The sequence below is a fragment of the Streptococcus mitis genome (assembly GCF_009496285.1).
GTDB classification, from domain to species: domain Bacteria; phylum Bacillota; class Bacilli; order Lactobacillales; family Streptococcaceae; genus Streptococcus; species Streptococcus mitis_BP.
Genome location: NZ_WIJK01000003.1, coordinates 46,601 through 69,749 on the forward strand (window position 1 = coordinate 46,601; position 23,149 = coordinate 69,749).

Consider the following 23,149-nt stretch of genomic DNA (forward strand, 5'->3'; position numbering starts at 1 on the left):
TCGAAAGAATGAAATTTGTTGGACTTGTTGGATCAAACTACGACCAATCATATAACCGCAAACTCTTGGAATTCATCCGTCGTAACTTCAAACTGAAATTTGAATTAGAAGTTCTTGAAATCGATGAAGTTCCAATGTTTAACCAAGACGAAAAATGGGACGAAAGCTTCCAATTACGCCTTCTTTACAATAAAATTACTCGTGCTGATGGTGTGATTATTGCTACTCCTGAGCACAACCATACAATTTCTGCTTCACTCAAGTCAGTTCTTGAATGGCTTTCATATGAAGTACATCCATTCGAAAACAAACCAGTGATGATCGTGGGTGCTTCTTACTACGACCAAGGAACTTCTCGTGCGCAAGTTCACCTTCGTAAGATTCTTGATGCTCCAGGGGTGAATGCCTACACATTACCAGGTAATGAATTCCTTCTTGGAAAAGCTAAAGAAGCTTTTGATGCTAACGGAAATATTATCAACGAAGGAACTGTTAAATTCCTTGAAACTTGCTTAGATAACTTTGTCAAATACGTGGGAGTCGTTTCTAAATTGAAAAAACCAAAACCAATTGATCCAGAAGACTTGGATTGTGGAAAACCAATCGCTACAACTATTACAGAAGTTGACCCTGATGATCCAGAATGGGTAGAAAAAGTTGCAGAAATTACAGGTGCTGTATCTGGGGATACATACGTTAAACTTGACCATGGTATCCTTACAGTTAACCAAATTGATATGTTCTTGAAAGCTATGCCATTTGAATTGACATATGCTGACGATAACAACCAATTCCTATACTACAACAACGCTCACCAAGATCCAGATACCATGTTTGCTAAACGTGTACCATCTCAATCTGGTAGCCGTATGTCAACAGTTCACGGTTCACTACCACCAGCACGTATGAAAAATGTTGAGTGGGTTATTGGAACTCTTAGGAACGGTAACCAAGAATACGTACGTACAATTGTCCCAGGTTCACCTGCTGGTGTTATCAATACTCACAACTACCAAGCAATGTACTATCCTGATGGTTCATATGCTGGTATCAATGAAATTGTCTTTAACTTCCAACCATGGCTTGACTGGTACTTGAAAGAAACTGGTCAACGTTTGGTAGGAGGAAGCGGTCCGTTTGCTCCTGCTGGAGGCCACGGTGACGCAGATGCTACTTCTGGTGCTTCTGACTCAGCTGATGGCGGCCATGGAGATGCAGACGCTACTTCTGGTGCAAGTAACTAATACTCAATGAAAATCAAAGAGCAAACTAGGAAGATAGCCGCAGGTTGCTCAAAGTACTGCTTTGAGGTTGTAGATAGAACTGACGAAGTCAGTAACATATATACGGCAAGGTGAAGCTGACGTGGTTTGAAGAGATTTTCGATGAGTATAAAATTTAATACTAAAGGAACCTCTTTAGGTTCCTTTTTTTAAAACAAAAACTCGGTTAGATTTTACTAACCGAGTTTTCTATATCTCAAAATTATGAATTTGGATCGTCAAGACTACGACCATGCAAGCCTTTTTCACGTTGTACCTGACGAAGTTTCTCAGGAGTCACATCATTTCCATCTTCATCTACGATTTTGATTCCTTCAATGTGATGACGAACTGAACGACGATAGCCTTCGATATATTCCTCACGAAGTTTAGCTTGTTCTACTTTTTCTTCTGCAGTCAAGCCTTCTGTTTTTTTCTTTTTCGCAAGCTCATTAATACGAGCGATTTTTTCTGGTGTCATATTTGGACCTCCAATCTACTTTTTAATTTCTATTTTGTATTAAGAAGATTAAAAGCAGCGACTGTTTTCGCTTTATTCACAAGTTCAGTTAGAATAGCTAGACGATTATTCTTAACATCAACATCCTCTGCCATAACCATAGTATTGTCAAAGAATGCATCAATAACAGGACTAAGAGCAAATAACTGCGTTAATTTATCACTAGCTGAACCTTTCAATTCTAGATTTTCTACTGCTTGAGCTAGTTCTTTTTCCTGTTCATTTTCAAAGAGACTAGTATCAACTTTGACTGAACCTTCTGCTTTTTCCGCTAGGTTAAAAGCACGAGATAAGGATTCAACAGCTGGTTTGTAGTCACTATTTAGAGATGCTTCTTTCAGTGCTTCTGCTGCTTCAATCATATCTGCAACAACAAAGTTTGAACTTGCAAGAACAGCCTCTTTAATATCTTTTGCAGTAGACCCCATCATCTTATCAACACGAGCTTTGATGAAGTTAAGCACTTCTTCTTGATTATCGTAAGTTAGACTATCAAATGATAAAGCATAAAGGCTAGCAATCAATTCGTCCATTGGAATATTCCAGCCGAAGTCTTCCAAGATACGGACAATCCCTTGTGTTGCACGACGAAGAGCATAAGGGTCATTTGAACCAGATGGAATCAAGCCAACAGAGAAGAAGGACAAAAGAGTATCCAATTTATCAGCTAGTGCAAGGATAGCTCCGACTTTAGACTCAGGAAGAGCACCATCTGCAGAATCTGGAAGGTAGTGTTCACGGATAGCTTGTGCCACTGTAGCATTCTCACCTGCAAGAAGAGCATATTTCTCACCCATGATCCCTTGAAGCTCATCAAATTCACCAACCATACCAGTCAAGAGGTCAAACTTATAAATAGCTGCAGCACGAGCAAGGTCAACAGTTTCATCTACCGATAAACCTGCTTTTTCCGCCAAAAGGATAGCAATTTGTCCGGTACGAATCATGTGCTCACGAAGTGAACCAATCTTTTCATGGAAGGTTACGTGTGATAATTTAGCTACAAGATCTTCAATCTTGAGTTTTTGGTCTTCACGCCAGAAGAATTCACCATCTTCAAGACGTGCCACCAAGACTTTCTCATTTCCTCGGATGACATTATCCAGATACTCTGCATTTCCGTTACGAACAGAAATAAAGTTTGGTTTTAGATTTCCGTCAATGTCACGTACTACAAAGTAGCGTTGGTGAGTTTCCATTGAAGTGACCAAGACTTCTTCTGGAACCTCTAGGTACTTAGGATCAAAATTCCCCATGAAGGCAGTTGGATATTCAACCAAATTCAAAACTTCATTCAAGAGTCCTTCATCAATTTGTACCTGTACACCTTCTGCAGCTTCGATAGCCTTAATTTGCTCACGAATCATATTTTCGCGTTCAATGCTATCTGCAATAACATAAACTTTGCGCAGGTCTTCTTCATAGCTGTCAGCATGCTGAATTTCTACTTCGTGACCAAGGAAACGATGTCCACGGCTAACTCTTCCTGAATGAATATCTAAGAAATCCATATCGAGTGCCACATCATCCAAAAGAACTGTCAACGTATGGACTGGACGGATATATTCAAAGGTATTGTTTGCCCAGTGCATACTTACTGGGAAGCTTAAGCTAGCCAATACTTCTGGAATTCCAGTCAAAACTTCCTCAGCTGGTTTTCCAGCTTCATGCTTAGTTACGTAGACATATTCTTCACCTTTGATTTCACGGAATTCGATATCATCTACAGTCAAGCCTTTACCACGGACAAACCCTTGCGCTGCTTTAGAGAAATTTCCTTCTGCATCCAAAGCAATTTTTTTAGAAGGTCCTTTAAAATCTTCAGTCAAATCCGTTTGTTGGTCTGCTAAGCCAAGTACGCGAACAGCCAAACGACGTGGAGTTGAAAAAGTTTGAATTCCTTCGTATGAAAGGCGGTTATTATCCAAAAAGGCTGCCATTTTTTCACCTAGTTGTTTTTCACTTGGTGTGACAACGTAGGCTGGTAACTCTTCGAGTCCTAGTTCTACTAATAAATTTTTTGCCATGTTTTTTCCTTTACAAAATTTCTTCTTTTTGATAGTCACCTTAGGTACTGGGGACGTTGCTAACTAACTTTGTGAGTCTGTGGGGAAATCTTCTGTCTTCTTGACAAAGATTTCCAACAGTCTCATCAAAGTGGATTTAGCCAACTGATTTTTGAACCTAAAGTTTCAAAAATCCCCAGATAGCAGTACGGCGGTGCCTATCCCTTTAGCAAGTCTTCGACTTGCCTCTGAGTGCCATACGGGCTCACTTTGTTCGCCCTTTTTCTATTCTTGTAACTGTTTTTATTCTTCCTCTTCTGCTAGGAGTTTGGCGCGTGTAGCTTCGTCAAGAAGTGGGTAACCAAGTTTCTTGCGTTCAGCTACGAATGTTTTAGCTACGACACGGGCTAAGTTACGAATACGTGCGATATAACCAGCACGTTCTGTAACGGATACTGCTCCACGAGCATCAAGCAAGTTGAAGGTATGTGAACATTTCAAAACGTAGTCATAGGCTGGGTGAACAAGACCCAATTCCAAGGCACGCCCAGCTTCTTTTTCAAACTTTTCAAAGTTTTCAAGAAGCATATCTTGGTCAGAAACTTCAAAACTGTATTTTGAATGCTCGTATTCTGGTTGAAGGAAGATTTCTCCATATTTAACACCTGGAGCCCACTCAATATCGTAAACAGAATCTACTTCTTGGATGTAAGAAGCTAAACGCTCTAAACCATAAGTAACTTCAGCGGTAACAGGTCCAGTTGCCAAACCACCGACTTGTTGGAAGTAAGTGAACTGAGTGATTTCCATACCATCAAGCCACACTTCCCATCCAAGACCAGCTGAACCAGTTGATGGGTTTTCCCAGTTATCTTCAACGAAACGAATATCGTGTTCCAAAGGATTGATTCCCAATTTTTCCAATGACTCAAGGTAGAGCTCTTGGATGTTTGAAGGTGATGGTTTCATAACCACTTGGAATTGATGGTGTTGGTAAAGACGGTTTGGATTTTCCCCGTAACGACCGTCTGCTGGACGACGTGATGGCTCAACATAAGCTGCATTCCATGGCTCAGGACCGATAGCACGAAGGAAAGTGTAAGGACTCATAGTTCCCGCACCTTTTTCATTATCATAAGCCTGCATCAGCATACAACCCTGATCATTCCAGTATTGTTGCAAAGTCAAGATAATCTCTTGAAAGGTTAGTTTTTTAGACATTATTTACTCCTTTATTATAAATTATTGCGACATGAGTCTGCCTCGTCGATTATACGAGGCAAGACGAGTTAGTACTGCGTCTAGCTCAGGCACCCTAGTGCTGAGCGTGGGGCAGTCCGACTGTAAGGAGGTCTCTGCCACTGACGCAGTGGAAAGTCAATTTTTTAGACATGTTTTACTCCTTATTCATAAAGTTTCTTATGACTCAGGATACAAAAAGAACCGTGTCTCTGCTCCTAAGTCAAGTGACCTAGGGGCGTCAAAAACGCGGTTCCACCCTAATTTATTACTTCATTATCTTTATTAAAATACCAAAAGCGCCACACTCATCTCTCAATCACCTGACTCTCACTATCACAGGCTCGCTTGGGATTTACTGATAAGATATTCTTTCTTGTTGTCTATTATATCAAAAAGGAATTGAAAAGTAAAATTATTTTATCACTAGTCCTATATATTTCTTAGCCAAATTAATTTAACTGCCCCTTTTATGTCCCTTTTTGAACAAAAAGAAAAACCACTAATCCTAAGACTAGCGGTTTAATCATGTTTTTAAGCTACGAATGTAGTTGCTCTATTATTTAAGAGTAACTGAAGCTCCAGCTTCTTCCAATTTAGCTTTGATTTCTTCAGCTTCTGCAGCTGCAACGCCTTCTTTGATGACACCTGGTGCACCATCAACAAGTTCTTTAGCTTCTTTAAGACCAAGACCTGTGATTTCACGTACAACTTTGATAACGCCGACTTTCTTGTCGCCTGCAGCTGTCAATTCAACGTCAAATGAATCTTTAGCAGCTTCTTCAGCACCACCAGCAGCAGCTACAGCTACAGGAGCAGCTGCAGTTACACCAAATTCTTCTTCGATAGCTTTTACAAGGTCGTTCAATTCAAGGATTGAAGCTTCTTTAATTTCAGCAATAATGTTTTCAATGTTCAATGCCATTGTTATTTCCTCCAAATAAGTTTATATTTTATGTTTATATTTTTGTAGCTAGGCTACGCTGCGTAGCTTAAGATTAAGCTGCGTCTTCTTTGTTGTCTGCAACCGCTTTGACTGCAAGAGCAACGTTGCGCACTGGCGCTTGAAGTACAGAAAGGAGCATAGAAAGAAGTCCTTCGCGGTTTGGAAGAGTTGCAAGAGCAACGATTTCTTCTTTTGATGCGACAGCGCCTTCGATTGCACCACCTTTGATTTCAAGTGCGTCAGCGTTTTTAGCAAAGTCGTTCAAGATTTTCGCTGGAGCGATAACATCTTCGTTAGAAAATGCTACAGCAGATGGTCCAACAAATACAGATGCAAGTTCTGCAAGTCCAGCTTTTTCAGCTGCACGACGTAAGATTGAGTTTTTAATAACTTTGTACTCAACTTCGCTTCCACGAAGCTCACGACGAAGAACTGTATCTTGTTCAACTGTCAAACCACGAGCGTCTACAACGACGATTGATGCAGCAGCTTTCATTTTTTCAGCTACTACGTCAACTAGTTCCGCTTTTTTAGCAATAATTGCTTCACTCATTAGTGTGTTCACCTCCGTAATTATTTTGCTTGGGGAATTTTTCCAAAAGAAAAACGCGCCCAAACCTAGACACGAAAGTACAATACGCTTCTTTTTACATGATACGTTTTGTCCTCGGTAGGATATTTATGAGTCGAACTCCCCTACTGTCTTAGGCAGTTTTTTCAAACCGTTATTAAGTATAACATACTACTTTGATTAGTGCAAGAGTTTTTTGCTTATTTTTTAAAATTTTTATTTATTCTTTAATCTCATTTATAGATAATCTCATCAAAAATCAATTTTAGTTCTTGACTTGTTTGATTTTTTATTGTACTATACAACTGTATATACAGTTAAAAGGAGTTATTATGAATACACAAAAGAAAACACAATTCATGACCTTAACCGCATTGCTAACTGCTATCGCTATTTTGATTCCTTTGGTGATGCCCTTTAAAATTGTCATTCCTCCTGCTTCCTACACTTTAGGAAGTCACGTTGCTATTTTTATCGCTATGTTTCTCTCTCCCTGGATGGCTATCTTTGTTATTATAGCTTCTAGTTTAGGATTTCTCATGGCTGGGTATCCGATTGTTATCGTACTTCGTGCCTTTTCCCATATCTTTTTTGGAAGTCTGGGTGCTTTCTATCTTCAAAAACATCCTCAAACCTTGGACAATAAGAAATCTTCATTGATTTTTAACTTTGTACTTGGTTTGGTTCATGCTATTGCTGAAGTTTTGGCTTGTGTGATTTTTTATGCTAGTACTGGAACTGACTTAAAAAATATGTTCTATGTCTTGTTTGTATTAGTTGGATTTGGTACTATTATCCATAGCATGGTAGACTATTACTTAGCATTGGCTGTTTATAAAGCATTGAGAAAACGCCGTTAAGCGTTAAGAGAGAAGAATATGACAAAAAATCGAAAAGAAGCCCTTCTACAACTCTTAGAAAAAGCTCAAAAACCTCTAAACGGAAAAAGCTTAGCAGAACATTTTCATGTCACTCGCCAGATTATCGTTCAGGACATTGCAGTTCTTCGTGCAGACGGTGCTCCTATCTTATCAACCAATCGTGGCTATATTTATAAAGAAAGCAAGACCAATCCGTATGTTCACAAACTGTTTAAAGTTAAGCACGAGATGGAAGAAATTGGTCAAGAACTTCTAGCTATCGTCGATAATGGGGGACGTGTTCAGAATACCTTGATTGATCATCCTGTCTACGGAGAAATTGAAACCTTGCTCAAACTCTCTTGTCGTCGGGACGTTCAGCATTTTTTAGAGCAAGTCGAACGGTCTGACTTTAGACCACTTTCTGAATTAACAGATGGCGTCCATTATCACCTAGTCGAAGCTGAAAATGAACAAGACCTCCTCTATATCGAGAAGGCCTTGGATAAGTTTGGTTATTTAGTAAAGGATTAGAAGGTTTTCTTTTCCCAATCGTCTTCTGTACGGCGAGGGTAGAAAAATTCAGACTTATCCGGATCTTCCATCATCTCCATTAAAGGTAACATATCATAGGCCAGATCCAAGTTTGGAATCTGGTCTTTTTGCACCCAAGAAACTTCTCCTTCATCTGAAGAACGAAGGGTACCAAAGAACTCAGTCGCCTTATAACAAACGACAATATAGCGACCACCTGTATCTAGTGGCCAATTTTTAATGCCGACAAGTTGAGGATTTTGAATCGTCAGACCTGTTTCCTCGTATATCTCACGGATAACAGATTCTGCAAAGGCCTCACCATCTTCCACATGACCTCCTGGAAAAGCATAGCCAGACCAGCGGTTGGTTTCAGGCGATCGATATTGCATAACCACGCGCTGATTTTCAAGATCTTCTATTAGACAAATATTAGTTAGAATGGTTAATTGTGCTCTAGACATAGGACTCACTTTCTAATGTTTAATTTTTTTCTACATACTTAACTTTAGACTTCATAATCAAAGGATTAACTAAGTCATGATATTCATGAATTTCATGGAGTAAGAATCCTCTGATGATTCTTATTTCATTTTTTTCCCTAATCACATAGTAGTCTAAATTGATAGGCATAGATGAATCTGGAACCGTGGAGAAAAATAAAAATATCATAAACCAGATTATGAGAGCAACGAATCCACTGAGAGCTTGAAAAATCAGATGATGCCATTGAAAGATTCTAGATTTATAAAAGATAGTCCACGGATGGATAAATAGGGTTAAACAAAGACCAAAGAACCAGAAATTCCACAAGACCGGTGTAAAGGCTAAACCAAAAAGCCCTAAGATAAAATGAAGCAGTACAAATACCAGGCACAAAAGATAAATAAACCTAAATACAGTTAGATGTTTCATCATGATTGACTCCTTTTCTTTTCAATATATTTCATTACTAGAGTTATAATAGATGCCAAACTGAAAAAGATCAGATAAGTTGCAATAGGAAACCAGATGTAGCGGTGATCTAGGGATAAGAGGGAAGGTAAAATCCCTTTACTATTTTTCCCACCAACTCCTAAAAATAGATGAACTATTAAACCGATACTATTAAGATAGATAAATAATTCTGCATATCTTTTTATTGTCATTCTTGTCCTTGACAAGTCTAAGAACCAATAGTCAAATAATCTATAGACCAGACAAAAAAGATTTATATATATTGGAAAACTATAGTTGATATCTCTGTATGGTGAAGGAATAGGAAGAAGTTTAAAAACAAGGGTAACACCTAGTCCTATTCCTAAGATGAGAGCAAAGATCAGGAAAAAACCTATAATTTTATGAGAATCTAGCCAAAGCTGAAAACTTTCTTTACTTGGGCGATTCTTTTTTGTATTTGACTTTCTTTTGTTACTTTTATTTGATTGTATTTTTCCCATTTTCTTCTTTTCTCTTTTTCTTTTCAATATACTTGTAAATTATAATTGTCACAATAGGCACTAGAAAGAAAATGAAATAAGTAACGAGGGGAAACCAGATATAGCGATAGTCTAATGCCCATATCGGAAGTAATCTTGTTCCTCTTTTAGAGGTCATCCCAATCGTTAACTGGAATACACAAGCAATTCCGTTAGGATATAAAAACATTTCTGCAAAATTTCGCAAGGAAATCCAGTCTTTCCTAAAGGTACGAAGGAAAGTATGATAAGATGCATTCACCCAAAGGACGATATTTAAATAAAGTGGAAAACTATAATGCAGTTCCCGATAGGGACTTGGAATAAGGGTTGTTCCGTACAATAGACATAACATTCCTAGATCAGAAAAGAACAGAACGCTCGCATCAAGGATCCAGGCAATTGTTGAATGTTGCACAAATCACAGATTCATGCGGTCTAGTAGACCAATCTTTCGCTTTGATTTCTGGTGTTTTTTTAATGTTTTCTGTCTCTTACTTTTTTGTTTCATGATAGTTTTTTAACTTCTTCTGCTACTTTTTGGAGATGCTCTTCACGCATACTTGCTGTATTCACCTCCCGTCCAACTTCACCTAGTACGCACACGCGCTTGGTTTTAATTCCACAGTGATTCAAGACCGCATTTTTCAAAACAGAGATGCCATAACTATCTGGAATGTTGATAGGACCCGAAAAGATTTTGTACCACCAAGTGGGCGCCATGGAGGTTGCGTAAATACTGGCTGTTTTCCCTTTTAATAACTTTTTAAACTGCTTGCCTCTTAGATAATTCCAGATAAAACTTCCCTGGTCATTGGCAGAGTAGGCAATTCCAGGTGTGAAGACGCGATCAATCCAGCCTTTCATGAGGCTAGGCATACTACTCCACCAGATAGGATAAATAAAGATGAAATGATCTGCCCATTGGATTAATTTCTGAGAACGAAGGATAAAAGAATCTTCTTCCATACGTTTTCGATAACCATAACGTAAAACAGGATCAAAATCTTCTTCATTAAGACTGATGACTTCAAGTTCATGGTGACTTAAATCAATATTATCTACAATGGTTTGAAAAATGGCTTGACAGTAACTTTCCTTATCCGGATGTCCATTAATGACTAGAATTTTCATTCGTCTACTCCTTCATCTCTTTGTTTCATTCTATCTATTTCACTTTTTTTATACCTCATTAGTTGATAATGGTTCAAAGATTGATAGATACGTCCTTTAGGAATTTATATTGAAGAACACATCATCCGCAATTCCTTAACAGGTTTTCCAAGTTTAAGTATTTTTTCTTGGCCATCAAAAGTAAAACCCATTTTTTGATAGAAAGCAATGGCTCTCTTATTATCTTTCAATACCCATAAAAATATTTCAGAGAAATGATCGAGTGCAACAAATGCAGCATGCATTAACTGTTCACTCACACCTTTTCCATAGTAATCTTTTAAAACATATAAGGCAATGATTTCACCAGCTTGAATAGTCTCATCACGAAAATTTCCATAGCTGATAAATCCAACGACCTGCTTTCCATCCATAGCAATCAAGGTATTTTCTGGATATTTTTGACTAAAGAATCGACATCTTTCTAATGTCATCGTCTCCTGAAATTCCGCGGGTAAAAGATCGTCATAAGCCTCTCTCCACGTTTGCCAGTGAACGAGGGATTTTCCTTCTATCTCTTCAGGAGTTTCCATTGTTTTAATGATAATCTTCATTCGCTTTATCCTATCTACCCCAACGCCTTGACTTCCAGCATCATATCACGTATTTGCGCTGCCAACTCGAAGTCAAGCACTTCGACGGCTTCTTGCATTTGTTTTTCCAGTTTCTTGACTAGTTCTTTGCGCTCCTGTTTGTTAAGGCTATTGATATCGACTTCCTTGTCCTCTTCTTTAGCCACAGTTTTTGTGACAGAGATAAGGTCACGGATTTCCTTCTTAATAGTTTGTGGTACAATTCCATGCTCTTCATTATAGGCCATCTGAATTTTACGACGACGAGCTGTTTCATCAATGGCTTTTTGCATAGACTGAGTCATGGTATCAGCATACATAATCACATGCCCTTCACTATTACGGGCTGCACGTCCAATGGTCTGAATAAGACCACGTTCATTTCGGAGGAATCCTTCCTTATCAGCATCGAGAATTGCAACCAAACTTACTTCAGGCACATCAATCCCTTCACGAAGAAGATTAATCCCGACTAAGACATCAAAGACTCCTAATCGTAAATCTCGGATAATCTCTGTCCGCTCTAAAGTCTTGATATCCGAGTGCATGTACTTGACCTTGATCCCCATTTCCTTGAAGTAGTCTGTCAAGTCTTCTGCCATTTTCTTGGTCAAGGTAGTAATAAAGGTGCGTTCATTCTTTTCAACACGGGCATTGATTTCACCTAGGAGATCATCAATCTGTCCCATGGTTGGACGCACTTCTACCTCAGGATCCAAAAGACCTGTTGGACGGATGATTTGTTCAATCACGGTGTCCGTTTGTTCCATCTCGTAATCACCTGGCGTCGCTGAAACATAGACAATCTGGTGGACATGACTTTCAAACTCTTCACGACGAAGGGGACGGTTATCCAAGGCAGACGGCAAACGGAAACCGTAGTTAACCAACATTTCCTTACGTGAACGGTCTCCATTATACATTCCTTTGATCTGCCCCATAGTCATATGACTCTCGTCAATCATAATCAGGAAATCATCTGGGAAGAAATCAAGAAGTGTATAAGGAGGCTCTCCTTCGCTTCGTCCATCCATGTGACGTGAGTAGTTTTCGACACCATTGGTATAACCCATCTCACGTAGCATCTCGATATCGTACTCTGTCCGTTGTTTCAAGCGTTGCGCTTCGAGGAGCTTGCCTTCTTTTTCAAAGATAGCTAACTGCTCCTCCAACTCCGCCTGAATCTTAGCAATAGCTACTTCCATGTGGTCATCATTGGTCACAAAGTGAGTCGCTGGGAAAATAGCCAAATGATCCACTTCTCCCAGAACTTGACCAGTTAAAGCTTCAACCTCCCGGATGCGATCAATCTCATCTCCGAAGAACTCAACACGAAAGGCATGCTCGTCACGAGATGCTGGGAAAATCTCCACCACATCCCCACGTACACGGAATCTTCCCCGTTGGAAATCAATGTCGTTACGTTCAAATTGAATATCGACCAATTCATTCAGGAGTTTATCACGAGAAATTTCAAGTCCTGGGCGTAAACTTACCACGCTGTCAGCATATTCTTTAGGGGAACCCAAACCATAAATACAAGATACAGATGCTACAACGATGACATCGTTACGCTCCAAGAGCGCTGATGTAGCGGAGTGACGAAGTTTATCAATCTCATCGTTGACTGAACTATCTTTTTCGATATAAGTATCACTAGAGGGAACATAAGCTTCAGGTTGATAGTAATCATAGTAGGATACGAAGTACTCGACCGCATTCTCTGGGAAAAATTCTTTGAACTCCCCATAGAGCTGGCCTGCTAGGGTCTTATTGTGGGCAATGACCAAGGTTGGCTTATTAACTTGCGCAATCACTTGACTCATGGTATAGGTCTTTCCTGTACCCGTCGCACCCATCAGGATTTGGGCTTTCTCACCCCCTTCGATATTATCAACCAACTGCTCAATGGCCTGCGGTTGGTCCCCAGAAGGTTGGTATTTAGATACAAGTTTAAATTTGTTGTCTGTAATTCTATTGATCATAATTGCCTCATACACATTTTCTATCCTTCTATTTTACCATAAAAAAGATCTACTTACTGATTCTCAACTTCTTGCCACTTAGCATCTCATGTCACATCTTCTTACATCAAAGTGCTAAATATTTGCCAACTTTTTTATTTTCTGCTATAATGGGTAAATATTCTAAAAAGGAGACTAAACATGAAGAAAAAAATCCTTGTATTTTTATTATTTTTATTTCCCTTATTCTCTTTAGGCTATGTTAATGCGGACACTATCAAGATTGTTAGTGATACCGCTTATGCACCCTTTGAGTTTAAAGATACAGACCAGACTTATAAAGGAATTGATGTCGACATCATCAATAAAGTCGCTGAGATAAAAGGATGGAATATCCAAATGTCTTATCCAGGCTTTGATGCTGCTGTCAATGCGGTCCAAGCAGGGCAAGCAGATGCAATCATGGCTGGTATGACAAAAACCAAAGAACGTGAAAACGTCTTTACCATGTCTGATACATACTATGATACAAAAGTTGTCATCGCAACGACTAAGTCTAACAAAATCACTAAGTATGAAGAACTCAGTGGTAAAACTGTTGGTGTTAAAAACGGTACTGCCGCACAACGTTTCCTAGAAAGCATCAAAGATAAATATGGTTTCACTATCAAAACCTTTGATACTGGTGATTTGATGAATAACAGTCTCAGTACAGGGGCTGTAAATGCCATCATGGATGACAAACCAGTCATCGAGTACGCTATTAACCAAGGGCAAGATCTCAGTATCAACATGGACGGAGAAGCCGTTGGAAGCTTTGCTTTTGGTGTTAAAAAAGGTAGCAAGTACGAATACCTAGTTACAGAATTTAACGAAGCTTTAACTCAGATGAAAAAAGATGGTAGCTTGGACAAAATTATCAATAAATGGACAAGTTCTTCTAAAACTAGTTCACAAGTGACTTCTCTCACTTCTACTACAAGCGCAGGTCAAAAAGCTACTCCAGTCAAATCAAAATACGTTATCGCAAGTGATTCTTCATTTGCACCATTCGTTTTCCAAAACTCAAGCAACCAGTACACTGGTATTGATATGGACTTGATCAAGGCTATTGCCGAAGACCAAGGTTTTGAAATTGAAATCACCAACCCAGGTTTTGACGCTGCTATTAACGCAGTTCAATCTGGTCAAGCTGATGGTATGATTGCTGGTATGTCTGTTACAGACGCTCGTAAAGAAACCTTTGATTTCTCTGATTCTTACTATACAGCTAATACTATTCTTGGAGTTAAGGAATCAAGTACCATTTCTTCTTATGAAGATTTGAAGGGTAAAACCGTTGGTGTTAAAAACGGTACTGCTTCTCAAACCTTCCTAACTGAAAATCAAAGCAAATATGGTTATAAAATTAAAACCTTTGCAGACGGTTCATCTATGTATGATAGCTTGAACACTGGTTCAATTGACGCCGTAATGGATGACGAACCAGTTCTTAAATACTCTATCAGTCAAGGTCAAAAATTAAAAACACCAATCGAAGGTACTCCAATTGGTGAAACTGCTTTTGCAGTTAAAAAGGGAAGTAATCCTGAATTGATTGAAATGTTCAACAACGGTCTTGCAAATCTTAAAGCAAGCGGTGAGTTCCAAAAGATTCTTGATAAATACCTTGCAACTGATTCAACAAGTGAATCATCAACTATTGACGAAACTACTATCTGGGGCTTGTTGAAAAACAACTACAAACAACTCCTCAGCGGACTTGGAATTACCCTTTCTCTAGCTTTGATTTCCTTTGCAATTGCGATTGTTATCGGGATTATCTTTGGTATGTTTAGCGTTAGTCCTTATAAATCACTTCGTATTATTTCAGAAATCTTTGTCGATGTGATTCGTGGTATTCCATTGATGATTCTTGCTGCCTTTATCTTCTGGGGAGTTCCTAACTTTATCGAATCCCTTACAGGCCAACAGAGTCCAATCAATGACTTTGTCGCTGGTACAATCGCACTCTCCCTAAACTCAGCCGCTTATATCGCTGAAATTGTTCGTGGTGGTATTAAGGCTGTTCCTATCGGACAAATGGAAGCTAGTCGAAGCCTTGGTATCTCTTACAGTAAAACCATGCGTAAGATTGTCTTGCCACAAGCAACCAAACTTATGCTTCCAAACTTCGTCAACCAATTTGTCATCGCTTTGAAAGATACAACTATCGTATCTGCAATCGGTTTGGTCGAACTCTTCCAGACTGGTAAGATTATCATTGCTCGTAACTACCAAAGTTTCAAAATGTATGCAATTCTCGCAGTCTTCTATCTTGTGATTATCACTCTTCTTACTAGACTTGCAAAACGCTTAGAAAAGAGGATTCAATAATGGCTAAATTAAAAATCGATGTCGATAATTTACATAAACAATATGGTAAAAACAAAGTCCTTAAAGGAATCTCAGCAAAATTCTATGAAGGAGATGTTGTTTGTATCATTGGACCTTCTGGTTCAGGTAAATCAACTTTCTTGCGTAGCTTGAATCTCCTTGAAGAAGGTACAAAAGGTCATATCACAGTTAATGGTTATGACTTGACGGATAAAGCAACGAACGTGGACCACGTTCGTGAAAATGTCGGAATGGTGTTCCAGCACTTCAATCTATTCCCACACATGACGGTATTAGAAAATATCACTTTTGCTCCAGTAGAGCATAAGTTGATGACTAAGGCCGAAGCTGAAAAATTGGGAATGGAACTTCTTGAAAAAGTTGGACTCGCTGATAAGGCTAATGCAAATCCTGAAAGCCTATCAGGTGGTCAAAAACAGCGTGTGGCTATCGCTCGCGGTCTAGCCATGAACCCTGATATCATGCTCTTTGACGAACCAACTTCTGCCCTTGACCCTGAGATGGTCGGCGACGTTCTTAACGTTATGAAGGAATTGGCTGAACAAGGTATGACTATGATCATCGTAACCCACGAAATGGGATTCGCCCGCAAGGTTGCCAATCGTGTAATCTTTACTGCAGACGGTGAATTCCTTGAGGACGGTACACCTGATCAAATCTTTGACAACCCACAACATCCGCGTCTTAAAGAATTTTTAGACAAGGTTCTAAACGCCTAGAAGAGGTTGGACAAAAAGTCTTTATAATCAAAATAAACGCATTGTATCAGGTATTAAAAACTTGATATTATGCGTTTTATTGTGGAAAGATTTACTTCGGTTTCTCCTAATATAGTGGATTGAAATAAGATATGAACAGAGAGATTAGAAAAGTCAAACTAATTTCTAGAAAAATTTTTAGCAGTTGTAGTGTACTGTTCTAGATTCAATATACTATACTCAATGAAAATCAAAGAGCAAACTAGGAAGCTAGCCGCAGGTTGCTCAAAGCACTGCTTTGAGGTTGTAGATAGAACTGATGAAGTCAGCTCAAAACACTGTTTTGAGGTTGTAGATGGAACTGATGAAGTCAGCTCAAAACACTGTTTTGAGGTTGTAAATAGAACTGACGAAGTCAGTAACATATATACGATAAGGCGACGCTGACGTAGTTTGAAGAGATTTTCGAAGAGTATGAAATTAAGTTTTTGCCCAGACTCTTAATATAGATGTATTGGATTTTTGGATTTTTTAGAAAATTATGATAAAATAAAAAATATGAAAATGGGGATTCCTCATGCCTAGTTTAACTAGGAAACAAAATAGAAATTAGGTAGCTAGATGTCATCAAAAGTTATTGTTACAATTTTCGGTGCAAGTGGGGATTTGGCCAAACGTAAGCTCTACCCTTCACTTTTTAGACTTTATAAATCAGGTAATCTTTCTGATCATTTTGCTGTTATTGGAACTGCTCGTAGACCTTGGAGTAAGGAGTATTTCGAATCTGTCGTTGTCGAGTCTATTTTAGACTTGGCAGACAGTGTGGAAGAAGCTCAAGCATTTGCGAGTCATTTTTACTATCAAAGTCACGATGTTAATGACACTGAGCACTACATCGAACTACGCAAGCTTCAAGCTGAATTAAACGAAAAATATCAGACTGAGCACAACAAACTCTTCTTCCTCTCAATGGCACCTCAGTTCTTTGGTACCATTGCTAAACACCTCAAATCAGAGCAGATTGTTGACGGTAAAGGCTTTGAACGTTTGATTGTTGAGAAACCTTTTGGAACAGACTATGAGACTGCAAGCAAACTAAACGAAGAACTCCTAGCTACTTTTAACGAAGAGCAAATCTATCGTATTGACCACTATCTCGGTAAAGAAATGATTCAAAGTATTTTTGCCATTCGCTTTGCCAATATGATTTTTGAAAATGTTTGGAATCGTGAGCACATCGATAACGTACAGATTACCTTTGCAGAGCGCCTAGGTGTTGAAGAACGTGGTGGCTACTATGATGAATCTGGTGCCCTTCGTGATATGGTTCAAAACCATACCCTCCAACTTCTGTCACTCCTTGCCATGGACAAGCCAGCAAGCTTTACTAAGGATGACATTCGCGCAGAGAAAATCAAAGTCTTTAAAAATCTTTACCACCCTACAGATGAGGAACTCAAAGAGCAATTCATCCGTGGTCAATATCGTTCTGGTAAAGTTGATGGCATGAAATACATCTCTTACCGTAGTGAACCAAATGTTAACCCTGAATCTATGACAGAAACCTTTGCTTCAGGTGCCTTCTTTGTAAATACTGATCGCTTCCGTGATGTACCTTTCTTCTTCCGTACAGGGAAACGCCTAACAGAAAAAGGAACACATGTGAACATTGTCTTCAAGCAAATGGATTCCATTTTCGGAGAACCACTAGCACCGAATGTGCTTACTATCTACATCCAACCAACTGAAGGATTCTCTCTCAGTCTTAACGGTAAAAAGGTCGGGGAAGAGTTTAGCCTTGCGCCAAATTCTCTTGACTATCGAACAGATGCAACTGCAACAGGTGCTTCGCCAGACCCATATGAAAAACTCATCTATGATGTTTTGAACAATAATTCAACTAACTTTAGCCATTGGGATGAAGTGAGTGCCTCATGGAAATTGATTGACCGTATTGAAAAGCTTTGGGCTGAAAACGGTGCTCCACTCCATGACTACAAGGCTGGTACTATGGGGCCTCAAGCTAGCTTTGAACTCCTTGAAAAATACGGTGCTGAGTGGACTTGGCAACCAGATATCGCCTATCGTAAGGATGGTCGATTAGAATAATCAAAAACAATCCTGCAAGAATTCTTGCAGGATTTTCTTTTATATCAAACCTTCTAGAAGGCCTTTCATAAAGTTCTCAGAATTGAATTCACCGATATCATCGATTTTTTCACCAAAACCAATTAACTTAACAGGGATATTGAGTTCTTCACGGATAGCAAGAACGACACCACCTCGGGCAGTTCCATCAATCTTGGTTAAGACAATTCCTGTAACAGGCGTAATTTTTGAGAATTCTTTGGCTTGTACAAGAGCATTTTGACCTGTTGAGGCATCCAGAGCTAGGAAGGTTTCATGAGGCGCTTCTGGTACGACACGTTTGATGATACGACCAATCTTTTCCAACTCAGCCATTAAGTTTTCCTTGTTTTGTAAACGGCCAGCTGTATCAATCATGAGAATATCAACACCTTCTGCTACTGCACGTTCCATCCCATCAAAGACAACACTAGCTGGATCTGCTTTTTCAGGTCCAGTAACCACAGGAACATCTACACGACGACCCCATTCAGCTAGCTGGGCAACCGCACCAGCACGGAAGGTATCCGCAGCAACCAGCATGACTTTCTTGCCAGCTTGTTTGTAACGGTGAGCAAGCTTACCAATAGATGTTGTTTTTCCGACACCATTCACACCTACAAAGAGCATAACTGTCAAACCATCTTGGAAATTAATACTTTCGTTGTAGTTGCCATCCTTCTCATACAACTCTACCAATTTTTCGATGATCACACGACGAAGGGCATCAGGTTTCTTGGCATTTTCAAGCTTAGCTTCGTAACGTAGCTCTTCTGTTAAGTTTGACGCTACCTGTACACCAACGTCACTCATGATTAAGAGTTCTTCTAGTTCTTCAAAAAACTCTTCATCAACAGAACGGAAGTTAGCAAAGAAGGCATTCAAACGAGCACCAAATCCCGTACGAGTTTTCTTGAGACTACGGTCATATTTTTCCTGTACAGTCTCTTGAACTGGAGGAATTTCTTCGATTACTAGATCTTCTTCCACTTCTTCAGAAGTGTCTAATTCCGTTTCGTCTGATTGAGCTTGATTAGCTTCTTCATCGTCGCTATCACTTGAAGGTACTTCTTCGACTGGTGACTCAGATTCTTCTGCAACAAATTCCATTACTTCTTGAGAGCTGGCTTCAGTTTCTTCAACTTTTGTTGACTCTTCCTGACAACAATGGCATTCAGTTTCTTCTTCAAGCTGAATTTCTTCCTGAGGAGTTGCTATTGGTTCAACTGTTTCTGTAGTAGTTTCTGCTACTGGTTCTTCCGACTCACTAGCTTCTTTAGAATAAGTCTCCTCAACTTCTGAACTTTGGTCGATTTCTTCAGTATTTTTCACTTCAAATTCTTCAGTTCCAAGTGTTTCAACTTCCTCGCCAGGTTCTGTCAGATCCAAGTTTTCCAAAGCTTCTTTAACAACTTCTTCGATTTTTGGTTCTTCTTTTCTACCAAATAAACGGTCAAATAATCCCATACTTTAGTTCTCCTTCAGTACATATTTTTCAATGGCCCAGGCAACAGCTTCCTCGTCATTGGTCATAGGGGTGACTACATTTGCAACTTCCTTGACCTCAGGCACAGCATTTTGCATGGCAACGCCGAGTCCTGCCCATTCAATCATAGAAAGGTCATTGGCCTCATCTCCACAAGCCATCACCTGACTTTGGTCAATTCCTAGGTGGTCAATCAATTTAGCTAATCCAGTAGCCTTATGAACGTTCTTTGGTGACCATTCCAAAAGCATGTCACGAGATTTAAAAATTTCATAATTGTTAAACAAGTCTGGTGAAATATTAGCAATTGCGGCATCCAGTGGTTCTTGAGCAAAAGCGGTCACACATTTGTTGTAGGTCATTTGACTAGACAAATCTTCAAAGTCAATTGGAACAAAGTTTAAAACAGGGTTAAACTTGGCGTAAAGACTTTCTTGATCTGATTGGATTTGGTAAACTGTACCTTCTGAAATGGCATCTAAAGGAATGCCTAGTTTTTCAGTTTCCTCGTAAATACGTGTCACATCATCAATAGAGAATACTGTCTTATCGAGGATTTCACCTGTATTTTTCTGAACCAATCCACCATTAAAGGTGATAGTATACTCGTCATCATGGCCGTCTGTTCCAAGCTCTTTAAGGAAGAAATCCATAGCCTTGAGGGGACGTCCAGTTGTCAGTACCACTTTGACTCCCTGATCACGCGCTGCCTTTAAAGTTGCCTTAGTACGATCAGTCAATTTCTTGTCTGTCGTCAGCAAAGTCCCATCTAAGTCTAGGGCAATTAATTTAATATCTGCCATTACAAACCCTCCATATAAGCGATAACTGATTGGTCTTTGTGATGTCCGATAACTGTTTCAGCTAGTTCTAAAATCTCTGGACGAGCATTTTCAGGTGCGACTGGGTGCCCTACAACTTGCATCATGTGCAGGTCATTAAGATTATCACCAAAAGCCATCACTTGATCCATATCCAGATTTAATTTCTTAGCCAATTCGACAATAGCGACTCCCTTGTCAACATGGTCTAAAACGATGTCAATGGATTCAAAGCCTGTCGTCATAGCCTTGACCCCAGGAACATGTTCATTGACCCAAGATTCTCCAGCTTCTACTGTCTCTTCAGTGAAGTTAGTTGTGAATTTGAAAATCTCATCGGTAATATCTTCTAGGCTGGCTACTTTTTTGATATTTTCATTGTAATGATGACTAAACATAAGATAGGTTTCATCTACTGTATCTAAGACATAGCAAGCCTCTTTACCAGTCAAGAGCATCTTTTTCTCATCAAAATAAGGTGAAGTCTTTAGTTTTTCAAATGTTGATAGGTAAAAATCTCGAGGCATGGTTGCTTCATAGAGGTCCTCTCCATGGAAACGAACGAGACTCCCATTTTCAGCAATGAAAATAATCTCATCTTTAACATCCGCAAAATGCTTTTCAAGTGACAAAAGCCCACGACCTGATGCTACAGCAAAATAGATTCCTTTTTCTTGATAAGAATGGAGCAACTTTTTCAGACGCTCCATATCAAATTGACCGGCACCATCCAAAAAAGTACCGTCCATATCCGTTGCTACTAATTTAATCATAAATTCTTCATACTCCAATTAATAAATCTACCTTCTATTATACCATAGAAAAAGTAAAAAAAGACGTGCTGAATTGACACGTCTTTGTCTTCTAAAAATTAATCCGTAAGACCAATTTAAAGGCCAGGCTGATTTGCTTACTTTCTTTTATATCCAATCTCTCAACTCTTTTCTTCCAAAGTTCTTGATTGAAGTCTATTCTGAGAGTTCATCAGCTATTACGTAAAAATTATCAATCTTTGGCTGAGATACAGTTGTCACAATCATAAATAGCATATAGTTCTTGACATATAATCTTGCATATGAAAAAATACTTGTTGGAGGTTAATAATATGACTGAAAAAATCAAAAACTGGGTTAATATTTGCGTTTTGAAAAATCAAGAAATTTTATTACTTAATAGACAGCACGATAATTTTCCTGGCTGGATTCCACCGGGGGGAAAAGTTGAATTCCCTGAAAGTTTTTTTGAAGCTGCATTACGGGAACTTAAGGAAGAAACTGGACTCACTGCATTAAATCTTGAATTAAAAGGAATTTCAGGCTTTACTAATTCAATTGGTAATGAGAGATTTGTCTTCTATGACTTTTTATGTACTCAGTTTACTGGTGAACTAAGTACATCTGCTGAAGGTGAGCCAAAATGGTGGAATCTAAAAGATATTGATAAAATACCAATGCAAGATGAAATAAGAAAAAGGCTACCACTTTATTTAAGAAAAGGAAGCTTTGAAAGTATTAACTATTGGGATGATAATAAGAAATGCATTAGTGAAAACAAAACAATTTTATTTGACTAATATTCTCTACGGTATAATCAAAGGTATCTAATAAAAATCATCTACTCTAGCAATTTTTTCCTTCTACCTATAAATAGCTATAAAGCCTTGGAAACAGCTTATTCCAAGGCTGCCTTTGTATTTTACTGTATCAATTTCCTTATTCCGATTTCAGTTGTGACAAGGTTAATCATATATATTTCCATTCATCGGTTAAAATTCTATCTTCTATTGGGCTAACTGTTATTAAAAATATAAGCCCTTCTCCACACTTTCCTGAATCAAGTCTTCCGTCAGTTTCCATAATTCTTCTGATTCACTTTTTATGAACTTTTTCTTTTCTAATACCATGTCTGCACTGATATTATCAGGATTATAATTGAATTCTGACACTTCTAAGTGATTTATCAGTGGTACCAAGGCATCGATCACTCTTGCATATCTTGCTTCAGCACTCTGCCCTTTTTCAAATTCCAACCACAAATTTTTCATATTCAAATATTTCTCTTCTGGAAGGAGGCTCATTGTTTTTTCTATAGATTCTAACTCTCTATTATGAGAATGAACCTTTTTTTCATCATCAAAAACCCAAGTATCTCCGGCATAAATCTCACCTAAATCATGAATCAATAACATAGAAATAACTTTTTCCATTTTCAACTTTTCAGGATAATAATCTTGAAGAACCATCGCAGCTATGGCACCCTGCCAAGAATGTTCGGCACTATTTTCAAATCTGCCATCAAGAGTTCTATTAAATCTTGTCACTGACTTTAATTTCTCTATTTCTTTAATAAAATCAACAGAATGTTTCAAATTACTCATTATTGCTCCTATCTAATTCGAAATTACAAATATATTAGCAAAAAATAATCTTTACATCATTAATTTCCCTTATTTGCAAAAAATAACGCCTAATCCACATGAGATTAGACGCTTGATTAAACTTGTAATTTATAAAATA

22 protein-coding genes and 1 other annotated feature are annotated in these 23,149 nt (G+C 38.7%); of the genes, 7 read left to right on the top strand and 15 right to left on the bottom strand.

Features of this window, described 5'->3' with window-relative positions; all coding sequences use genetic code 11:
* Window positions 1-8: 8 nt before the first annotated feature.
* Window positions 9-1,244, top strand: a complete 1,236-nt coding sequence (locus GEZ89_RS01675) for an NAD(P)H-dependent oxidoreductase (protein WP_153224738.1) — start codon at window positions 9-11, stop codon at window positions 1,242-1,244.
* A gap of 241 nt (window positions 1,245-1,485) precedes the next feature.
* On the opposite strand, the gene GEZ89_RS01680 is transcribed toward GEZ89_RS01675, so the two are convergent.
* The 5 genes from GEZ89_RS01680 to rplJ all read right to left on the bottom strand — a co-directional run bounded on the left by GEZ89_RS01680 (window position 1,486) and on the right by rplJ (window position 6,526).
* Window positions 1,486-1,743 (bottom strand): DUF896 family protein, encoded by a 258-nt coding sequence (locus GEZ89_RS01680; protein ID WP_000187071.1) that lies wholly within the window; start codon window positions 1,741-1,743, stop codon window positions 1,486-1,488.
* Window positions 1,744-1,772: 29 nt separating this feature from the next.
* Entirely contained in the window at window positions 1,773-3,809 is a 2,037-nt protein-coding gene (glyS, locus tag GEZ89_RS01685) for a glycine--tRNA ligase subunit beta (RefSeq protein WP_153224739.1), read from the bottom strand.
* A 282-nt stretch (window positions 3,810-4,091) separates the two neighbouring features.
* The gene (gene glyQ, locus GEZ89_RS01690; RefSeq protein WP_000038760.1) at window positions 4,092-5,009 is read right to left on the bottom strand and encodes a glycine--tRNA ligase subunit alpha; all 918 of its coding nucleotides are present in this window, start codon (window positions 5,007-5,009) and stop codon (window positions 4,092-4,094) included.
* 577 nt (window positions 5,010-5,586) lie between these two features.
* Complete coding sequence (gene rplL, locus GEZ89_RS01695; RefSeq protein WP_001196968.1) at window positions 5,587-5,952, bottom strand: 50S ribosomal protein L7/L12; 366 nt, start codon at window positions 5,950-5,952, stop codon at window positions 5,587-5,589.
* Between the two features lie 73 nt (window positions 5,953-6,025).
* Window positions 6,026-6,526, bottom strand: coding sequence for a 50S ribosomal protein L10 (gene rplJ, locus GEZ89_RS01700; RefSeq protein ID WP_001287269.1), 501 nt, complete (start codon window positions 6,524-6,526; stop codon window positions 6,026-6,028).
* A 38-nt stretch (window positions 6,527-6,564) separates the two neighbouring features.
* Window positions 6,565-6,700 (bottom strand) — a sequence feature (ribosomal protein L10 leader region).
* A 176-nt stretch (window positions 6,701-6,876) separates the two neighbouring features.
* On the opposite strand from rplJ, the gene GEZ89_RS01705 reads away from it, so the two are divergent.
* Together GEZ89_RS01705 and GEZ89_RS01710 are read left to right on the top strand one after the other, a co-directional pair.
* Window positions 6,877-7,404: an ECF transporter S component gene (locus GEZ89_RS01705; protein WP_153224740.1), complete on the top strand. Its 528-nt coding sequence runs from the start codon at window positions 6,877-6,879 to the stop codon at window positions 7,402-7,404.
* An 18-nt stretch (window positions 7,405-7,422) separates the two neighbouring features.
* The gene (locus GEZ89_RS01710) at window positions 7,423-7,938 is read left to right on the top strand and encodes a transcription repressor NadR (RefSeq protein WP_153224741.1); all 516 of its coding nucleotides are present in this window, start codon (window positions 7,423-7,425) and stop codon (window positions 7,936-7,938) included.
* Here the strand turns inward: GEZ89_RS01710 and GEZ89_RS01715 are convergent.
* From GEZ89_RS01715 to uvrB, 6 genes are all read right to left on the bottom strand, one after another.
* Window positions 7,935-8,402, bottom strand: a complete 468-nt coding sequence (locus GEZ89_RS01715) for an 8-oxo-dGTP diphosphatase (RefSeq protein WP_153224742.1) — start codon at window positions 8,400-8,402, stop codon at window positions 7,935-7,937. The two genes, GEZ89_RS01710 and GEZ89_RS01715, sit on opposite strands and share 4 nt — an antisense overlap.
* A gap of 19 nt (window positions 8,403-8,421) precedes the next feature.
* Window positions 8,422-8,856: a hypothetical protein gene (locus GEZ89_RS01720; RefSeq protein ID WP_045763321.1), complete on the bottom strand. Its 435-nt coding sequence runs from the start codon at window positions 8,854-8,856 to the stop codon at window positions 8,422-8,424.
* Complete coding sequence (locus GEZ89_RS09680) at window positions 8,853-9,377, bottom strand: hypothetical protein (RefSeq protein ID WP_228113856.1); 525 nt, start codon at window positions 9,375-9,377, stop codon at window positions 8,853-8,855. Before GEZ89_RS09680 ends, GEZ89_RS01720 begins: the two co-directional genes overlap by 4 nt.
* Window positions 9,378-9,902: 525 nt before the next feature.
* Window positions 9,903-10,529: an NAD(P)H-dependent oxidoreductase gene (locus GEZ89_RS01730; protein ID WP_153224743.1), complete on the bottom strand. Its 627-nt coding sequence runs from the start codon at window positions 10,527-10,529 to the stop codon at window positions 9,903-9,905.
* 104 nt (window positions 10,530-10,633) lie between these two features.
* A complete protein-coding gene (locus tag GEZ89_RS01735; RefSeq protein WP_153224744.1) occupies window positions 10,634-11,122 on the bottom strand; it encodes a GNAT family N-acetyltransferase in 489 nt (162 codons plus the stop codon).
* A gap of 14 nt (window positions 11,123-11,136) precedes the next feature.
* On the bottom strand, window positions 11,137-13,125 hold the full coding sequence (gene uvrB / locus GEZ89_RS01740; protein ID WP_075228329.1) for an excinuclease ABC subunit UvrB: 1,989 nt from the start codon (window positions 13,123-13,125) through the stop codon (window positions 11,137-11,139).
* Between the two features lie 180 nt (window positions 13,126-13,305).
* Between uvrB and GEZ89_RS01745 the strand changes: the two genes are divergently transcribed.
* The 3 genes from GEZ89_RS01745 (at window position 13,306) to zwf (ending at window position 18,308) form a co-directional block, all read left to right on the top strand.
* Window positions 13,306-15,480: an ABC transporter substrate-binding protein/permease gene (locus tag GEZ89_RS01745; RefSeq protein ID WP_153224745.1), complete on the top strand. Its 2,175-nt coding sequence runs from the start codon at window positions 13,306-13,308 to the stop codon at window positions 15,478-15,480.
* Window positions 15,480-16,220 (top strand): amino acid ABC transporter ATP-binding protein, encoded by a 741-nt coding sequence (locus GEZ89_RS01750; protein ID WP_049503260.1) that lies wholly within the window; start codon window positions 15,480-15,482, stop codon window positions 16,218-16,220. The genes GEZ89_RS01745 and GEZ89_RS01750 overlap by 1 nt, the downstream gene beginning before the upstream one ends.
* A gap of 600 nt (window positions 16,221-16,820) precedes the next feature.
* The gene (gene zwf, locus GEZ89_RS01755) at window positions 16,821-18,308 is read left to right on the top strand and encodes a glucose-6-phosphate dehydrogenase (RefSeq protein ID WP_045763328.1); all 1,488 of its coding nucleotides are present in this window, start codon (window positions 16,821-16,823) and stop codon (window positions 18,306-18,308) included.
* 39 nt (window positions 18,309-18,347) lie between these two features.
* Here zwf and ftsY read toward each other — a convergent pair whose 3' ends face one another.
* Genes ftsY through GEZ89_RS01770 form a run of 3 tightly spaced genes read right to left on the bottom strand, consistent with a single transcriptional unit; the run spans window position 18,348 to window position 21,406 of the window.
* Window positions 18,348-19,793 carry a signal recognition particle-docking protein FtsY gene (ftsY, locus tag GEZ89_RS01760; RefSeq protein ID WP_153224746.1) on the bottom strand — a complete coding sequence of 482 codons (1,446 nt, stop codon included), beginning with the start codon at window positions 19,791-19,793 and terminating at the stop codon, window positions 18,348-18,350.
* A gap of 3 nt (window positions 19,794-19,796) precedes the next feature.
* The gene (locus GEZ89_RS01765; RefSeq protein ID WP_075231678.1) at window positions 19,797-20,615 is read right to left on the bottom strand and encodes a Cof-type HAD-IIB family hydrolase; all 819 of its coding nucleotides are present in this window, start codon (window positions 20,613-20,615) and stop codon (window positions 19,797-19,799) included.
* Window positions 20,615-21,406: a Cof-type HAD-IIB family hydrolase gene (locus GEZ89_RS01770; RefSeq protein ID WP_075231679.1), complete on the bottom strand. Its 792-nt coding sequence runs from the start codon at window positions 21,404-21,406 to the stop codon at window positions 20,615-20,617. The genes GEZ89_RS01765 and GEZ89_RS01770 overlap by 1 nt, the downstream gene beginning before the upstream one ends.
* 332 nt (window positions 21,407-21,738) lie before the next feature.
* Here GEZ89_RS01770 and GEZ89_RS01775 point away from each other — a divergent pair, with 332 nt between their 5' ends.
* Window positions 21,739-22,206 carry an 8-oxo-dGTP diphosphatase gene (locus GEZ89_RS01775; protein WP_000136624.1) on the top strand — a complete coding sequence of 156 codons (468 nt, stop codon included), beginning with the start codon at window positions 21,739-21,741 and terminating at the stop codon, window positions 22,204-22,206.
* A gap of 225 nt (window positions 22,207-22,431) precedes the next feature.
* Here GEZ89_RS01775 and GEZ89_RS01780 read toward each other — a convergent pair whose 3' ends face one another.
* Window positions 22,432-23,010: an HD domain-containing protein gene (locus tag GEZ89_RS01780; protein WP_075231680.1), complete on the bottom strand. Its 579-nt coding sequence runs from the start codon at window positions 23,008-23,010 to the stop codon at window positions 22,432-22,434.
* Window positions 23,011-23,149: the final 139 nt, after the last annotated feature.